The following is a 15,466-nucleotide window of genomic DNA, read 5'->3' on the forward strand; positions in this document are numbered from 1 at the left end:
GCGATCCTCCGCCTACCCGCACCACCAGCGCAGAAAAGAGTTCACACCGTGCACATCGGACTAATCGGCCTTGGAAAAATGGGCAAAAACATGCGCGAGCGGCTGCGCCAGGGCGGCATCCAGGTCACGGGTTTCGACCGCAATCCTGATGTCACCGACGTAGCCACCGTCGATGACTTGATTGCCGCCCTGCCGACGCCCCGGCTGGTCTGGGTCATGGTGCCCTCCGGTGACATCACCGACGCCGTCATCACCGAGCTCGGCGACAAGCTCGACGCCGGTGACCTCGTGATCGACGGCGGTAACTCCCGGTTCACCGAAGACCAGAAGCACGGCGCCGCGCTGGCTGCCAAGGGGATCCGCTTCGCCGACTGTGGCGTCTCCGGCGGTGTCTGGGGCCTGCAAAACGGCTACGGCCTGATGGCCGGCGGCGACCCGGCAGATATCGAACGTGCCCTGCCGGTCTTTGATGCGCTCCGCCCCGAGGGCGACCGCGCTGACAGCTTTGTCCACGTGGGCGGCGTCGGCGCCGGGCACTACGCGAAGATGGTGCACAACGGCATCGAGTATGGCCTGATGCAGGCGTACGCGGAAGGCTACGAACTGCTCGCCGCCAAGGACATCGTCACCGACCTGCCCGGCACTTTCCGCGCCTGGCAGAAGGGCACGGTCGTCCGGTCCTGGCTGCTGGACCTGATGGTCAAAGCACTGGACGAGGATCCGGGCCTGGAAACCATCGATGACTATGTCGAGGACTCCGGCGAAGGCCGCTGGACCGTGGAAGAAGCTATCGCCAACGCCGTCCCGGCGCCCGCCATCACGGCGGCCCTGTTTGCGCGCTTCTCTTCCCGCGAGGACAGCTCACCGGCCATGAAGATGGTCTCGGCCCTGCGCCACCAATTCGGCGGGCACGCCACCCGCCCGGCCAAGTAATCCCTGGAATCCTGAAAACTGCGTGTACCTAGAACACCTTTCGCTGACGGATTTCCGCAGTTACGCCCAGGTGGACCTCAGCCTGTCCCCGGGTGCGACGGTCCTTGTGGGTTCCAACGGCATCGGGAAGACCAACCTGATGGAAGCGATCGGCTACCTCGCCACCCTCAGCTCCCACCGGGTCAGTACCGACGCTCCGCTGCTGCGGTTCGGCACCGAACGGGCGATGATCCGGGCCCGGCTGGTCCGCGCCGGCCAGCCCACGGTTCTGGAACTGGAAATCAACGGCGGACGCGCCAACCGGGCCCGGATCAACCGCAGCAACCCGGTGCGCGCCCGGGACATTCTGGGAATCTGCCAGACGGTCCTTTTCGCGCCTGAGGATCTGGCCCTGGTCAAAGGGGACCCGTCCAACCGGCGCAGGTTCCTCGACGAACTGCTGGTCAGCCTGGTCCCGCGGCACGCCGCCACCCGCAGCGATTACGACCGGGTGCTCAAACAACGCAACGCGTTGCTTAAATCCGGCCGTGCAGGCAAATTCACGGCAGGGCATGAAGCAACACTGGATGTGTGGGACCAGCACATGGCGCGGGCCGGCGCGGAACTGCTGCACGCCAGGCTCGAGCTGGTGGAATTGCTCCAGCCACACCTGAAAAATGCTTACGCCCAGCTCACGGACGGTTCCAAGGCAGCCGGCGCGGTGTACCGCTCCACCCTCCAGGGCATGTCCGACGACGACGAATCCGTCGGTCCGGCGTCGGGCACCGAGCCGCCCGACGTGGCGGAGGACCTCCGCACACTCGGCGTGGAGGAGTTGACCGATCGCTACATCAAGGCGTTCGCGGCGTCGCGCCGCAGGGAGCTCGAGCGCGGAATTTCCCTGGTGGGCCCGCACCGCGACGAACTCGAACTGATCCTGGGGCAGGCGCCAGCCAAGGGCTATGCCTCCCATGGTGAAACCTGGTCCATGTGTCTGTCGCTTCGGCTGGCCTCCTACTACGTCATGCTGGACGACGCCCGCACCGGAGGGTCCGCGCCGATCCTGATCCTCGATGACGTTTTTGCCGAGCTTGATGTCCAGCGGCGGCGTAAACTGGCGGCCATAGTATCCGGCGCGGAACAGGTCCTGGTGACCGCCGCCGTCGAGGACGACATCCCGGCGGAACTGGCCGGGCGGCGGGTCAAGGTCATTCCCGGAGGAATCGATGAGCCGGACAACCAATGAATAAGGGCACCGACGGCGGCCTGCAGCCGGGCCGGGATCCTGACGAGATTGATGCTGCCCAATCGGCTCTGAACCGCATGCGGGACGCTGCGGCAGCCCGCGGCGAAATCCGCCGGAAAGCGCCCCCGCGGCCGGGAACCACCCAAAAACCCGCACGCGGCGGCACCCGCGGATTCAGCCAGTTCCACGGCACCGGACGGGATCCCCTGGGACTCGGGAAGGTCGTGGGACGGCTCGTCGCCGAGCGCGGCTGGTCATCGCCCGTGGCCGTGGGATCGGTAATGGCCCAGTGGCCGGCCCTGGTGGGGCCCGAAATTTCAGCCCACTGCATCCCCGAGAGCTTTACAGACACCACACTGCACGTCCGCTGCGATTCCACGGCCTGGGCCACGCAGCTTCGGCTCCTGAGCCTGAGCCTGCTGGAAAAGTTCCGCCTGGAACTGGGCGAGGGCGTGGTGACCAGCATCCAAGTGCTCGGCCCGGCGGCCCCCAGCTGGCGAAAAGGTGCCCGCACCGTCAACGGCCGCGGCCCGCGCGACACCTACGGATAACCACGTCCGGCCTCCGGGTATGAAGCACTTCTTCCAAAACTATTGAAAAATGCCCTAACGCCGTGTAGGGCGCTTTAAGGCCCCGGACTCGTATAGGCACCCAGCAGGAGTACCCCTGGGCGCGTGCAGGGGGAACGAGCGGCCTCTCAGCGGCATTTAGACCGCCGTTTGGGCCTCCAGAATGCGGGTTTCCGTCCTATAACACGGTAGAATCATGGTAGATAACTGGGCGCCGGTGAAACGTCGACTGAGTTCGTTTCCGACGCATTTTCTGTGTGCGGACGGACTCGGCCGGGGACAGCAGCCGGGGTGCAGCGACGTGCCTGTTGGCGGCCACGTTCCTTCGGGAACGGGACGGCCGGCCTTCAACGAACATAGAGGAGTCGAAAGCGCCTGTGGCTAACGACAGTAATGATTTCCCGGCAGCGGATCCAGCCGAAGGTGCGGCGGTGGAAACAGCCGGGGAGGCAGTGAAACCCCGCGAATATGGTGCCAGCGACATCACGGTGCTCGAGGGCCTCGAAGCCGTCCGCAAACGCCCGGGTATGTACATCGGCTCCACGGGTCCCCGCGGCCTGCACCACCTGGTCTACGAAGTGGTGGATAACTCCGTCGATGAGGCGCTGGCCGGCTACTGCACGCACATCGAGATCGTTCTGCAGGCCGACGGCGGCGTCAAGGTCGTGGACAACGGCCGCGGCATCCCCGTGGACATGCACCCCACCGAGCACAAACCGACGGTGGAAGTGGTCATGACCATCCTGCACGCGGGTGGAAAGTTCGGCGGCGGCGGGTACGCGGTCTCCGGCGGCCTGCACGGCGTCGGCATCTCCGTTGTCAACGCCCTCTCCAGCCGCGTGGAAACCGAGGTCCGCCGGCAAGGCCACGTCTGGCGGATGTCCTTCGCCGACGGCGGCAAGCCCCAGGGCAGCCTGGTCCAAGGTGAAGAGACTTCCGAAACCGGCACCACCCAGACGTTCTACCCGGACGCCAGCATCTTCGAGACCACCGACTTCGACTTCGAGACGCTGCGCGCGCGCTTCCAGCAGATGGCGTTCCTGAACAAGGGCCTGCGCATTACGCTGACCGACGAACGCCAGGCGGCTTCAGAGCCCGCCGAAGACGATGACCTGGATCTCGACGTCGTCGAGACCGAAGGCGAAGTCCCCGCTGAATTCCACACCGTGGTCTACCAGTACGACGACGGCCTGCTGGACTACGTCAAGCACCTGAACTCCGGCAAGAAGGTGGACGTTGTCCACGAGGACGTCATTGCCTTCGAAACCGAGGACACGGAACGGCACATTGCGCTGGAAATGGCGATGCAGTGGACCAACGCGTACTCCGAAAGCGTCCACACCTACGCCAACACCATCAACACCCACGAGGGCGGCACCCACGAAGAGGGCTTCCGGGCCGCGATGACCTCGCTCATCAACCGCTACGCGCGGGAGAAGAGCATCATCAAGGAAAAGGATGACAACCTCACCGGTGACGACATCCGCGAGGGCCTGACGGCCGTCATCTCGGTCAAGCTGTCCGAACCGCAGTTCGAGGGCCAGACCAAGACCAAGCTTGGTAACTCCGAGGTCAAGGGCTTCGTCCAGCGCGTAGTCACCGACGGGCTGGGCGACTGGCTGGAACGCAACCCGGGGCCTGCCCGCGACGTGATCCGGAAGGCCATTTCCGCAGCCCAGGCCCGCATGGCCGCCCGCAAAGCCCGGGACAACGCCCGCCGCAAGAGCCCGCTGGAATCGTTCGGTATGCCCGGAAAGCTTTCCGACTGCTCCTCCAAGGACCCGCAGAAGTGCGAGGTCTACCTCGTGGAGGGTGACTCGGCCGGTGGTTCCGCGAAGCGCGGCCGCAATCCCGAAACCCAGGCGATCCTCCCGCTGCGCGGCAAGATCCTGAATGTCGAGCGGGCCCGGCTGGACAAAGCCCTGGGCAACGCCGAGGTCCAGTCCATGATCACGGCCTTCGGCACCGGCATCGGCGAGGACTTCGACCTCGCCAAGCTGCGCTACCACAAGATCGTCTTGATGGCCGACGCCGACGTCGACGGCCAGCACATCACCACCCTGCTTATGACGCTCCTGTTCCGCTACATGCGCCCGCTGATTGAAAACGGTTACGTGTACCTTGCGCAGCCGCCCCTGTACCGGATCAAGTGGTCGAACGCACCGCACGACTACGTCTACAGCGACCGGGAACGCGACGCGAAACTCGTCTCCGGCCAGGCCGCCGGCCGCCGTATCCCCAAGGACAACGGCATCCAGCGCTACAAGGGCCTCGGCGAGATGGACTACACGGAACTCTGGGACACCACCATGGACCCGGACCACCGGACCCTCCTGCAGGTCACCATGGACGACGCCCTCGCGGCGGACCAGACCTTCTCCGTCCTGATGGGCGAAGACGTTGAATCCCGCCGAAACTTCATTCAGCAGAACGCCAAGGACGTTCGGTTCCTCGATATTTAGCGGCTACGGCCGTGCATATTCCAGAACCGATATATACCTGAAACGGAAAATATAGACTATGAGTGACGAAACCCCCGAGGTCCCCGCCGAATCAGGCGCGGAGCCCGTACTCGAAGGCAACGTTCTTGACACCGATGTGCTGACCGACCGCGTCGAGCAGGTGGACCTGCAGACCGAAATGCAGCGGTCCTACCTGGACTACGCCATGGCAGTCATCGTCGGACGTGCCCTGCCGGACGTCCGCGACGGACTCAAGCCCGTCCACCGCCGCGTGCTCTACGCGATGTTCGACGGCGGCTACCGTCCCGAGCGCTCCTTCAACAAGTGCGCACGCGTCGTCGGCGAGGTCATGGGCCAGTACCACCCCCACGGCGACACCGCGATCTACGACGCCCTGGTCCGCCTGATCCAGGACTGGACCATGCGCTACCCGCTGGCGCTCGGCCAGGGCAACTTCGGCTCGCCCGGCAACGACGGCGCCGCCGCCCCGCGGTACACCGAAACGAAAATGGCCCCGCTGGCCATGGAAATGGTCCGGGACATCGACGAGGAAACCGTCGATTTCCAGGACAACTACGACGGCAAGAACCAGGAACCCACCATCCTGCCGGCGCGGTTCCCGAACCTCCTGGTGAATGGTTCTTCCGGCATCGCCGTCGGCATGGCCACCAACATCCCGCCGCACAACCTCCGCGAGGTTGCGGACGGTGTGCAGTGGTACCTGGCCAACCCGACCGCCACCCGCGAGGAACTCCTCGAGGAACTCATCCAGCGCATCAAGGGACCCGACTTCCCGACCGGCGCCACCATCCTGGGCCACAAGGGCATCGAGGATGCCTACCGGACCGGCCGTGGCTCCATCACGATGCGCGCTGTGGTCAACGTTGAGGAACTCCAGGGCCGCACGTGCCTGGTGGTCACCGAGCTGCCCTACCAGGCCAACCCGGACAACCTGGCCATCAAGATCGCCGAACTGGTCAAGGACGGCAAGATCTCGGGCATCGCCGACCTCCGCGACGAGACCTCGGGCCGCACCGGCCAGCGCCTGGTGATCGTGCTCAAGCGCGACGCCGTGGCCAAGGTGGTGCTGAACAACCTCTACAAGCACACCCAGCTGCAGGACAACTTCGCCGCCAACATGCTGGCGATCGTCGACGGCGTGCCACGCACGCTGAGCCTCGACGCGTTCATCCGGCACTGGGTCACGCACCAGATGGACGTTATTGCCCGCCGTACCCGGTACCGGCTGCGGAAGGCCGAGGAGGAAGCGCACATCCTGCGGGCACTCCTCAAGGCGCTGGACGCGCTCGATGAGGTCATCGCCCTGATCCGCGCCTCCAACACCACCCAGGCTGCCCGCGACGGGCTCATGGAGCTCCTCGAGATCGACGAGGTTCAGGCCATCGCGATCCTGGACATGCAGCTGCGCCGGCTCGCCGCTCTGGAACGCCAGAAGATCCAGGACAAGCATGCCGAGCTCGAAGCCCTGATCACCGAGTACAACGCCATCCTGGCCTCCGAGGCACGCCAGCGCGAGATCATCAGCACCGAGCTCGGCGAGATCGTCGCCAAGCACGGCGATGACCGCCGCACCAAGGTGCTGATGGGCTTCGACGGCGACATGTCCATTGAGGACCTGATCCCCGAAGAGGAAATGGTTGTCACCATCACCCGCGGCGGCTACGTCAAGCGGACCCGCAGCGACAACTACCGCTCACAGCAGCGCGGCGGCAAGGGCATCAAGGGTGCGCAGTTGCGCGGCGACGACGTCGTGGAGCACTTCTTTGTGACCACCACCCACCACTGGCTCCTGTTCTTCACCAACCTTGGCCGGGTCTACCGCGCCAAGGCGTACGAGCTTGTGGAAGCAGCGCGGGACGCCAAGGGCCAGCACGTGGCAAACCTGCTCGCCTTCCAGCCCGACGAGCACATTGCCCAGGTGCTGGACCTGCGCGACTACCAGCACGCGCCGTACCTGGTCCTCGCCACCAAACGCGGCCTGGTCAAGAAGACCCGGCTGGAGGACTACGACACCAACCGGTCCGCCGGCGTCATTGCCATCAACCTGCGCGATGAGGACGAGCTGGTCTCCGCCCAGCTGGTCTCCGAAACCGACGATCTTATGCTGGTTTCCCGCAAGGGACAGTCCATCCGCTTCACCGCCACGGACGATGCGCTGCGCCCGATGGGTCGGGCCACTTCCGGTGTTACCGGCATGAAGTTCCGCGAGGACGATGAACTGCTGGCGGCCGACGTCGTGCAGGACGGTTCCTTCGTCTTCATCGTCACCGAAGGCGGGTTCGCCAAGCGGACCGCCGTGGAGGAATACCGCCTCCAGGGCCGTGGCGGCCTCGGCATCAAGGTCGGGAAGTACCAGGAAGAGCGCGGACACCTCGTTGGTGCCCTGATTGTCCAGGAAGAAGATGAAGTCCTGGTGGTCATGGAAGGCGGCAAGGTGGTGCGTTCCTCGGTGACCGGGGTGCCTGCCAAGGGCCGCGACACCATGGGCGTGATTTTTGCCAAGCCGGACAAGAATGACCGCATCATCGCAGTGGCCCGGAACAGCGAACGCGGCCTCGAGACGGACGAAACCGATGCCGAAACCGCGGACGAAAGTCCGGCTGCGGGGCAGGATGACGTAACGTTGGCTGCAGATAACGGATCACACGAGGGGTCCGTAGCGACAGAATCAGTACCGGCCCCGGAGTCAGATGAGTCATCAGGCCATGCCGAACTGGACGAAGACAACACCGGAGGTAACGCGTGAGTAATTCCGACTCATATCCCAAGTCCAGCAGTGGCCCCGCCGGAACACGGCAGCCCTCTGCCGCCCCGCGGGTGAACGCGCCGTCGCGTCCGCAGCAGCGGCCGAACGTCGCCGGCTCCGGTGCACGCCCGGCCGCTCCGGGCCAGCGTCCGGTATCTGCGGGCCAGCGCCCGCCCGCCCAGGGCCAGCGTCCAGCGCAGGGCGCCCCCGGCGCCCCGAGCCTGGTCAAGCCGGCACCGAAGGCCAAGGTCCGCCGCGCACGCCTCCTGGTCAGCAAGGTGGACCCCTGGTCCGTCCTGAAGATGGCCTTCCTGCTCTCGGTGGCGCTGGGTATCGTGACCGTGGTGGCGGCCATCGTGCTGTGGACCGTCCTGGACCTCACGGGCATCTTCGACCAGGTGGACGGCCTGCTCGGCACCCTTGCCGGCACCGAGAGCGGCGGCTTCGAGCTGAAGAAGGTCGCGTCGCTGGGCCAGGTCGCCTCCTTCGCGGTGATTATTGCCGTGATCAACGTGGTGCTGCTGACAGCCCTGTCGATGCTCTCGGCGGTCCTGTACAACATCGCTGCCACCCTGGTGGGCGGCATCGGCGTCACCCTCACGGACGACTAAAACCCGTACTTTTCCCGGCCAAACCCCGGGGAAATGCCTCGATTTGAGATCGGGCCGGGATGTGCTGTAAAGTCATATCTCGGCCCGATGAGGCATCGGGGCGTATAGCTCAGGCGGTTAGAGCGCTTCGCTGATAACGAAGAGGTCCCAGGTTCAAGTCCTGGTACGCCCACGGAACCTGTACTGGTTCCTGTAAGGGTCCACGTAAAAGTGGCCCGGAACGGGGTGCATGTGAAGAAGTTGCTGGTTGTTGCAGCCACGATCGCAGGCGTCCTGGTCTACAGGAAAGTGCAGGAATCCGAAGCCCGAAAGGCAGTCTGGAGCAAATCGACCGATACGGTTGATTAGCCTGGGACCCGGGGCAGGAACGCTGGAAACAGCGTGACGGCGCCGGGGTATGATTGACGGGTTGCTTCTTATGGGGGCATGGCGCAATTGGTAGCGCACCTGCTTTGCAAGCAGGGGGTTCGGGGTTCGAGTCCCCGTGCCTCCACCATAAGAAAGGGTCCCGGCCAGCGGAAACGCTGACCGGGACCCTTTGCTTTAACCACCGCGGCCGGGCCCCTTCCTGCTCCCGCCCCGGGCATCCCCGTAACCACCCCGTCCGGAGCCGGAACGTCCCGCCGGGGCCTCTATTGTGGGTACGTGAACTTCTTCCTCGCCGCGCTCGGCGTCCTCGGCGTCGCCTCGTCCGGCCCGTTGATCGCAGCGACCCTCGGCGCCACGACCGTCAGTGCCCTCGCCATCGCCTTCTGGCGGAACGCTATCGGTGCCGTGGTCATGGCCGGACCCGTCCTGGTCCGGCAGCCCCGCCAGTTCGGTCGGGTCAGCGGCAGCGAATTCCGCTGGTCGCTGGCCGCAGCTGTGGCCCTCGCACTGCACTTTGCCTGCTTCATCACGTCCCTGCAGCTGACCTCGGTGGCAGCCGCAACGGCCCTGGTGTGCCTTCAGTCGGGCTGGATCGCCGTCTTCCAGCTCTTCCGCGGGATCAGGCACCCCTGGCAGGTCCTCGCAGGCCTGGGGCTGGCGTTCGGCGGCGTCGTCGCAATCACCGGCTTCGACATGGGCAGCTCGCCGCAGGCCGCGCTTGGGGATCTTCTGGCCGTCGCCGGAGGGGTCCTGGCCGGCATTTATACCCTGGCCGGCGGCAAGGCCCGGCAGAGCATGGGAACCGGCGTCTACACGACGCTCTGCTACGGCATGTGTGCCGCCTTAGTGGCCGTGCTGGCCCTTTCCACCGGCCAGCCCCTTGCTGGCTTTGACGCGACGGGGTGGCTGGGCATCCTGGCGATCACCGTATGCGCGCAGCTGGTGGGACACACCGCCTTCAACCATCTCCTGGCCACCATGAGCCCGCTGCTGGTCTCCATGATCATCCTGCTGGAGATCCCCGGCGCCGCCCTGCTCGCCGCAGCGTTCCTGGGCGAGAAGCTCCCCGGCGGAACGTATGCGGGGCTGGCGATGATCCTTGTGGGGCTCGCCGTCGTCGTCGCCGGCCAGCGACGCTCCCGCGCGGTTCGGCGTGACGCAGCACGGCTTGCGGAGCTGGGAACGGACTAACGACGACGCCGGTCCGCGCCGCGGGGGCTACTGGCCGCCGCGGCGGGCGGGCTGGGCAGTGTTCACCGTGTGGATGGCGCGCAGCAGCTTGGCCGGGAAGTAGACGGAGAAGAAGACGACCATAGGGGCCTTCAACGCCATTTTCTTGACGTTGTGCGCCTTGTAGGTGCGGTCGAACCGGGTCACGTAATAGCGGTAGTCCCGCGGGGAATCCTCCAGCCGGCGGGCGGACATACCGGAGACCATCTGGGGCCAGTACTGGATCCGGAGCTCGTGGTCGGCGAGGTGCAGTGAGAGGTCGATGTCCTCATGCATCTCATCCTTTTCGTCCCGGCAGGTTTCGAGCCGGATGGTCTCCCACGCGGAGCGGCGCAGGGCCATGTTGGATCCGAAGAGGAAGTGGTACTGGTGCTTGGCCAGTTTCAGCATCAGTTGCCGCATCTTGTCGTCGGCTTTGAGACCGAAACGGCGCATCGGCATGTCGTAATACACGACGGGTCCGGTGGCGGCATGGACGGCGCTGTCCGCGAAGGCCTTCTGGACTTGTTCTACCCAGTCCGGCTCCAACACCGAATCCGCGTCGATCCGGCCCAGGATCTCCCCGGTGGCGTGGTCCAGCCCGAAATTGCGGGTGGGAATGAGGCCCTGGTCCTTGTCCTGGCTGAGCAGGATGATCGGGCTCTCCGGGTATTCCAGCTGCATGTGCCGGACGATTTCAGCGGTCCGGTCCCCGGACATGTTGTCCACAACGATGATTTCGTGGGCCGGCACGGACTGGTAGACGGCGGCGATGAGGCACTGCCGTATGACGCTTTCCTCGTTGTACGCCGGGATGACGATGGAGACGGCCGGCGGCGGCGCAGCATCGTCCAGGGCGTCCACGGGAAGCTGTTCGGGTGACATCACCCCAAATTTAGCACCTGCAGTGTTCAGGGGATCCGATGACCGGGCCGCGGGGCGGCGGGGCAACGCAAAGGAGGGACCCCGCCGCTGAAACCTTCCAGCAGCGGGATCCCTCCCATGAATACAGCCTTTGGCCCCCGTGTGCTCGACGGGCGGACCGGCGGTTACTTGGCCTTGTCGTCACCGTTCAGGCTGGCCGCGATGTTGCGGACCGCGGTCTTGGCGTCGGTGGCAACCTTGGACGCGGGGTCCTCGGACTTGCCCGCCACGGCGTCGGCGGCGTCCGCCGAAGCTTCGGCGGCCTTGTCGGCGGCGGCAACCGTGGCGGAGGCCGCGTCGCTGGCGGTGTCCTTCACGGCTTCCTTGACGTCGCTGACGGTTGTGGCCGGGACCGGGGCCGGGGTTGACGGTGCAACAGGGGCCGGGGTCTTCCACGGATCCTCGATCGGCTTGGACGCCTTCCACGCGGCCACACCGGCGGCTACGGCGGCGGCGATGACGCCGAAGATGAGGAAACCGCGGTGCTTGGGCTTCTGCGGCTTGGCGATCTCGCCGGAGACGGCGCGGCTCGCTTCGGCGGCTGCGGCTTTGAGCTGCTGGCCGGCGGACTGCGCCTGTTCCTGGATGTTGTGGACCACACCGGAATCGACCAGGCGCTGTGCCACGGCGTCCACGTGGGCCGGAGCGCCCTCGAGGGTGCGGTGGACGGCGTCGGACGCGTGACCGAGCTGGTCAGAGAGCTTGGGCAGGTACTCGACGACGACGCGGTCGCGGGCGTTGGCGATCACCGGAGTGGCCTTGTCCAGCGCTTCGTGCAGCCGTGGAGTGGCGCTCTCGACGGCGTCGTGGATCTTCGGCGCCAGCTGCGCGAGCCCGTCCTGAAGGCGGGGGGTCACAGTTGCCACACCGTCGGCCAGGTTGTGGGCCGCAGACTTCAGGCCCTCCTGGATCTTGGGGGAAGCGGTGTCAATGCCCTGTTGCAGGCGTGGCACGGCCCAGTCCACTGCCGCCTCGACCCGCGGGGCGGCCCAGTCCCTGGCGTTCTCCACCGCGCTGCTGACCGAGTGCTCCAGCTCACGGGCCATACGATCCGTTTTCTTCACAACTACCTCCCGATTAATGTGACGGTTCTGCAGTTAGCCTACGTGTACCGGACTCCACCGGCTATTCTCCGGCCGGATTTTGGTCCGATTTCACCCAGCGCGGAACTGACTCCGCGGCCCTGTACGGCTGCCCCCGCCGTGGAAGAATAGGGCCATGACTGCCATCGCAACTGCAAAAGCAACCATTCACACGAACCTGGGCGACATTGTCGTCAACCTCTTCGGCAACCACGCGCCCAAGACCGTCAAGAACTTCGTCGGACTGGCCACGGGCGAGCAGGCCTGGACGCACCCGGAGAGCGGTGAGGACAAGACCGGTACCCCGCTCTACAACGGCACCATCTTCCACCGCATCATCAAGGACTTCATGATCCAGGCCGGCGATCCGCTGGGCCGTGGCATCGGCGGACCGGGCTACAAGTTCGACGACGAAATCCACCCCGAACTGACCTTCAACGAGCCCTACAAGCTCGCCATGGCCAACGCCGGCATCCAGATGGGCCGCGGCACCAACGGCTCCCAGTTCTTCATCACCACCATCCCCACCGGCTGGCTGCAGGGCAAGCACAGCATCTTCGGTGAAGTCGCGGACGAGGACTCCAAGAAGGTCGTCGACGCCATCGAGGGTGTCCGCACCGGGATGGGTGACCGTCCGGTCGAGGACGTTGTCATCAACAGCATCGACGTAGAACAGCTCTAGCCACACGCCATGAGCTACGGATATCCGGCGGCAGAGCCGTCCGCGCAGATCCCGGTGTGCCCCCGGCACCCGGACCGGCCCGCTTACGTGCGGTGCCAGCGGTGCGGGCGCCCTGCGTGCCCCGACTGCCAGCGGGCGGCCGCCGTCGGATTCCAGTGTGTTGACTGTGTCAACGAAACCAAACGTACGACGCCGGCGCCGCGCTCCGTCTATGGCGGCGCCGCCGCCGTCGGCCGGCCCCTGGCCACCTTCGGGATCATTGCTGCGTGTGCCCTCGTGTACGTCCTCCAGTGGATCATCCCCAACGACGCGATCTACCAGAACTTCGCCTTCGCAACGGCGTACGCCAACCCGGCCTATGGCGCCTTTGAACCCTGGCGGATGCTGACGTCCGCTTTCCTGCACTCGCAAGGCTTCATACTCCACATCGTGCTCAACATGTACATGCTGTGGATGTTCGGACAGGCGCTGGAACCCCTTCTCGGGCGCATCCGCTTCCTGGCCGTCTATCTTCTCTCCGCAGTCGGCGGATCGGTCGGCTACCTCCTGCTGACACCGGCATATGTTCCAGGCCAGGACCTGACCGGCGTGGTGGGTGCCTCGGGCGCCATCTTCGGCCTCTTCGGGGCGATGCTGGTGGTCCAGCGCCATCGCGGCGGGGACACGAGGCAGCTTTGGGTCCTGATCGCCATCAACGGTGTGATCGGATTCGTAGTGCCGCAGATCGCCTGGCAAGCGCACCTGGGTGGCCTGGTCACCGGAGCCTTGTGCGCTGCGGCCATCGCGTATGTCCCGAGGGGACGGCTGCGTGGCCTGTTCCAGGCCGCCGGACTTACGGCCGTCCTGTGCCTGCTGATCGTCGCCTCGGCCCTGCACGCCACCGCCACAGCCGTCCCGGCCTAGCCCGGCTTTCCCCAGCCACGGCACGGCCCCGTTGTGTCGCCCTGCGTTGTGGCGCCCCGTCGTGTTTCCCTCCGGTGTAGCGCCCTGCGTTGCATCCCTGTGCCGGCGACCCGCGTCTCCCGCTTTCGCTCGGCCCTCGCGCCCTCTGGTTCCTTTCGTACGCTAAACGGCGCCCCACGCCAGCCCGGCAACCCCACGTGCGGTATCACCGGCCAGTCCCTGCGGGACGGCGCAGCCGTCTTTTCCACAGGGGTTATCCACACTGTTGGTAACTTACATCCCTGTAGTTCAGGTGGGCGATCCGGATCTGATAGCCACAGCGGGCAAATTTCCCCAGCCGCACGAGAGATTCTCCACATCTGTGGATAACTTCCCGCCCCGGCCCTGTGGTTAAGTGGACAACTGGCATGAACCCGGAGGATGGCCCGGAAAGGCATTTCCAAGGCTTACGCCTCGAGTTGCGAGCTGTTGCCGGGCGCCGGGCCGCCGGATCGGGCCCCGGAGTCTATATATCTGATTTCTATCGGGTTATTCACAGCGTTGTTCACAGTGTTAATAACTTGATCTTCTGAGTATTTCGCACCGGAAAGCGCCGTTGTGGCCCCGGAGGAGGCACCCGGGCCGCGACCAGCTGCCGGTTATCCCCACCTGTGGATAAGTTGTGGGTAGTGGATTGTTATTAAGTGGATAACCGGAACCCGTCAGTGTGCGGGGGCCGGAAATGCCCGTCCCTGCCTGGTTCAGCGTCCCCAGGAGACCGTTACCGGCCATTTTTGAATCGTATCCCTGCACGCCCGGTGGTTATCCACAGTTAATCCACATTGTTAATAACTTACAGAGCCGTAATTCCCCTGCCGTTATGCTCGAAACTCCTCGCTGCGGGGCGCAGGGGGCCCTCAAATGCCAGACTCCGAGCTGGACCCCGCACCAACTGTCAACAGACTGTGGATAACTATAGGCTTCGTTCTGCACAGCTGTGGACGCGCTGAGCCCGTAGTCAGCGATGACTTCTAGGCAGTCCAGACGCCGGAGGATCCCCTCCGGTGGCTGTCGAGCAGATGCGTATCCACCATCCCGATGGCTTCCATCAGGGCATACATGGTGGTGGGTCCTACAAAGACGAAGCCGCGGCCGCGCAGGGCTTTCGAGAGCGCAACGGATTCGGGCGAACTGGTGGGGATCTGGTCCAGGGCTGTCGGCTCGGGTGTCACGTCGGGCTGGAAACCCCACACAAAATCAACCAGGCCGCCGTCGGCCCTTAGATCGATGGTGGCGCGGGCGTTGGTGATCGCCGCCCGGATCTTCAGCCGGTTCCGGACGATGCCGGCGTCCTGCAGCAGCCGCTCGACGTCGTCCTCGGTGAAGGCGGCCACAGTCTCGGGATGGAAGTCGGCAAAGGCGGCCCGGAACGCCGGCCGCTTGCGGAGGATTGTTGCCCAGGACAAGCCGGCCTGAAAAGCCTCGAGGCTGATGCGTTCGTAGAGTCCCTGCTCGTCGCGCACCGGCAGGCCCCATTCGCCGTCGTAGTAGTCGCGCAGGAGCGGATCCGTCGCCGCCCAGGCGGGGCGGGCCAATCCGTCCGCACCGGTGATGCAGCCACTGAGGTCGGGGGTCATAAAGCGTCCTTCGCTGGAGAGTTGCCTTCCAGCATTATCGCCTGCCGCGCAGTGGCTCCGGATACGGCAGCGGGCCGGCACACTCGGTGTGCCGGCCCGCTGGAAAAGCGAATA

General features: G+C 65.3%; 13 protein-coding genes and 2 tRNA genes. 12 read left to right on the plus strand and 3 right to left on the minus strand.

Annotation, left to right across the window (positions count from 1 at the left end):
* Positions 1-3 precede the first annotated feature (3 nt).
* From gnd to AC1DHY_RS12700, 10 genes are all read left to right on the plus strand, one after another.
* On the plus strand, positions 4-933 hold the full coding sequence (gnd, locus tag AC1DHY_RS12655; protein ID WP_476880328.1) for a phosphogluconate dehydrogenase (NAD(+)-dependent, decarboxylating): 930 nt from the start codon (positions 4-6) through the stop codon (positions 931-933).
* Positions 934-955: 22 nt separating this feature from the next.
* Positions 956-2,158 (plus strand): DNA replication/repair protein RecF, encoded by a 1,203-nt coding sequence (gene recF / locus AC1DHY_RS12660; RefSeq protein WP_476880326.1) that lies wholly within the window; start codon positions 956-958, stop codon positions 2,156-2,158.
* Entirely contained in the window at positions 2,155-2,709 is a 555-nt protein-coding gene (locus AC1DHY_RS12665) for a DciA family protein (RefSeq protein WP_476880327.1), read from the plus strand. Before recF ends, AC1DHY_RS12665 begins: the two co-directional genes overlap by 4 nt.
* Before the next feature lie 395 nt (positions 2,710-3,104).
* Positions 3,105-5,189: a DNA topoisomerase (ATP-hydrolyzing) subunit B gene (gene gyrB / locus AC1DHY_RS12670; RefSeq protein ID WP_476879879.1), complete on the plus strand. Its 2,085-nt coding sequence runs from the start codon at positions 3,105-3,107 to the stop codon at positions 5,187-5,189.
* 58 nt (positions 5,190-5,247) lie between these two features.
* Entirely contained in the window at positions 5,248-7,956 is a 2,709-nt protein-coding gene (gene gyrA / locus AC1DHY_RS12675) for a DNA gyrase subunit A (RefSeq protein WP_476903717.1), read from the plus strand.
* Entirely contained in the window at positions 7,953-8,567 is a 615-nt protein-coding gene (locus AC1DHY_RS12680; protein WP_476879877.1) for a DUF3566 domain-containing protein, read from the plus strand. The genes gyrA and AC1DHY_RS12680 overlap by 4 nt, the downstream gene beginning before the upstream one ends.
* A 98-nt stretch (positions 8,568-8,665) precedes the next feature.
* Positions 8,666-8,739: transfer RNA gene (locus AC1DHY_RS12685), tRNA-Ile, on the plus strand.
* 59 nt (positions 8,740-8,798) lie between these two features.
* Positions 8,799-8,915: a DLW-39 family protein gene (locus tag AC1DHY_RS12690; RefSeq protein WP_476903718.1), complete on the plus strand. Its 117-nt coding sequence runs from the start codon at positions 8,799-8,801 to the stop codon at positions 8,913-8,915.
* 72 nt (positions 8,916-8,987) lie between these two features.
* A tRNA-Ala gene (locus AC1DHY_RS12695) sits at positions 8,988-9,063 on the plus strand.
* A gap of 149 nt (positions 9,064-9,212) precedes the next feature.
* Positions 9,213-10,127, plus strand: a complete 915-nt coding sequence (locus AC1DHY_RS12700; RefSeq protein ID WP_476879875.1) for a DMT family transporter — start codon at positions 9,213-9,215, stop codon at positions 10,125-10,127.
* Between the two features lie 27 nt (positions 10,128-10,154).
* On the opposite strand, the gene AC1DHY_RS12705 is transcribed toward AC1DHY_RS12700, so the two are convergent.
* Positions 10,155-11,030 carry a glycosyltransferase family 2 protein gene (locus AC1DHY_RS12705; RefSeq protein ID WP_476903719.1) on the minus strand — a complete coding sequence of 292 codons (876 nt, stop codon included), beginning with the start codon at positions 11,028-11,030 and terminating at the stop codon, positions 10,155-10,157.
* Positions 11,031-11,194: 164 nt separating this feature from the next.
* Entirely contained in the window at positions 11,195-12,133 is a 939-nt protein-coding gene (locus AC1DHY_RS12710; RefSeq protein ID WP_476880154.1) for a hypothetical protein, read from the minus strand.
* A 154-nt stretch (positions 12,134-12,287) separates the two neighbouring features.
* Between AC1DHY_RS12710 and AC1DHY_RS12715 the strand changes: the two genes are divergently transcribed.
* Both AC1DHY_RS12715 and AC1DHY_RS12720 read left to right on the plus strand, forming a co-directional pair.
* Positions 12,288-12,833 (plus strand): peptidylprolyl isomerase, encoded by a 546-nt coding sequence (locus AC1DHY_RS12715; protein WP_476903720.1) that lies wholly within the window; start codon positions 12,288-12,290, stop codon positions 12,831-12,833.
* A 9-nt stretch (positions 12,834-12,842) separates the two neighbouring features.
* Positions 12,843-13,736, plus strand: a complete 894-nt coding sequence (locus AC1DHY_RS12720; protein WP_476880152.1) for a rhomboid family intramembrane serine protease — start codon at positions 12,843-12,845, stop codon at positions 13,734-13,736.
* A 1,010-nt stretch (positions 13,737-14,746) separates the two neighbouring features.
* Here the strand turns inward: AC1DHY_RS12720 and AC1DHY_RS12725 are convergent.
* A complete protein-coding gene (locus AC1DHY_RS12725; protein WP_476880151.1) occupies positions 14,747-15,352 on the minus strand; it encodes a DNA-3-methyladenine glycosylase I in 606 nt (201 codons plus the stop codon).
* Positions 15,353-15,466: the final 114 nt, after the last annotated feature.

The organism is Arthrobacter sp. 05L44, from assembly GCF_056397605.1.

Excerpts from the sequence above, each read along its gene's own strand:
- AC1DHY_RS12665 (WP_476880327.1), top strand. The coding sequence starts at position 2,155 with ATGAATAAGGGCACCGACGGCGGCCTGCAGCCGGGCCGGGATCCTGAC.
- gyrA (WP_476903717.1), top strand. The coding sequence starts at position 5,248 with ATGAGTGACGAAACCCCCGAGGTCCCCGCCGAATCAGGCGCGGAGCCC.
- AC1DHY_RS12705 (WP_476903719.1), bottom strand. The coding sequence starts at position 11,030 with ATGTCACCCGAACAGCTTCCCGTGGACGCCCTGGACGATGCTGCGCCG.
- AC1DHY_RS12715 (WP_476903720.1), top strand. The coding sequence starts at position 12,288 with ATGACTGCCATCGCAACTGCAAAAGCAACCATTCACACGAACCTGGGC.
- AC1DHY_RS12720 (WP_476880152.1), top strand. The coding sequence starts at position 12,843 with ATGAGCTACGGATATCCGGCGGCAGAGCCGTCCGCGCAGATCCCGGTG.
- AC1DHY_RS12725 (WP_476880151.1), bottom strand. The coding sequence starts at position 15,352 with ATGACCCCCGACCTCAGTGGCTGCATCACCGGTGCGGACGGATTGGCC.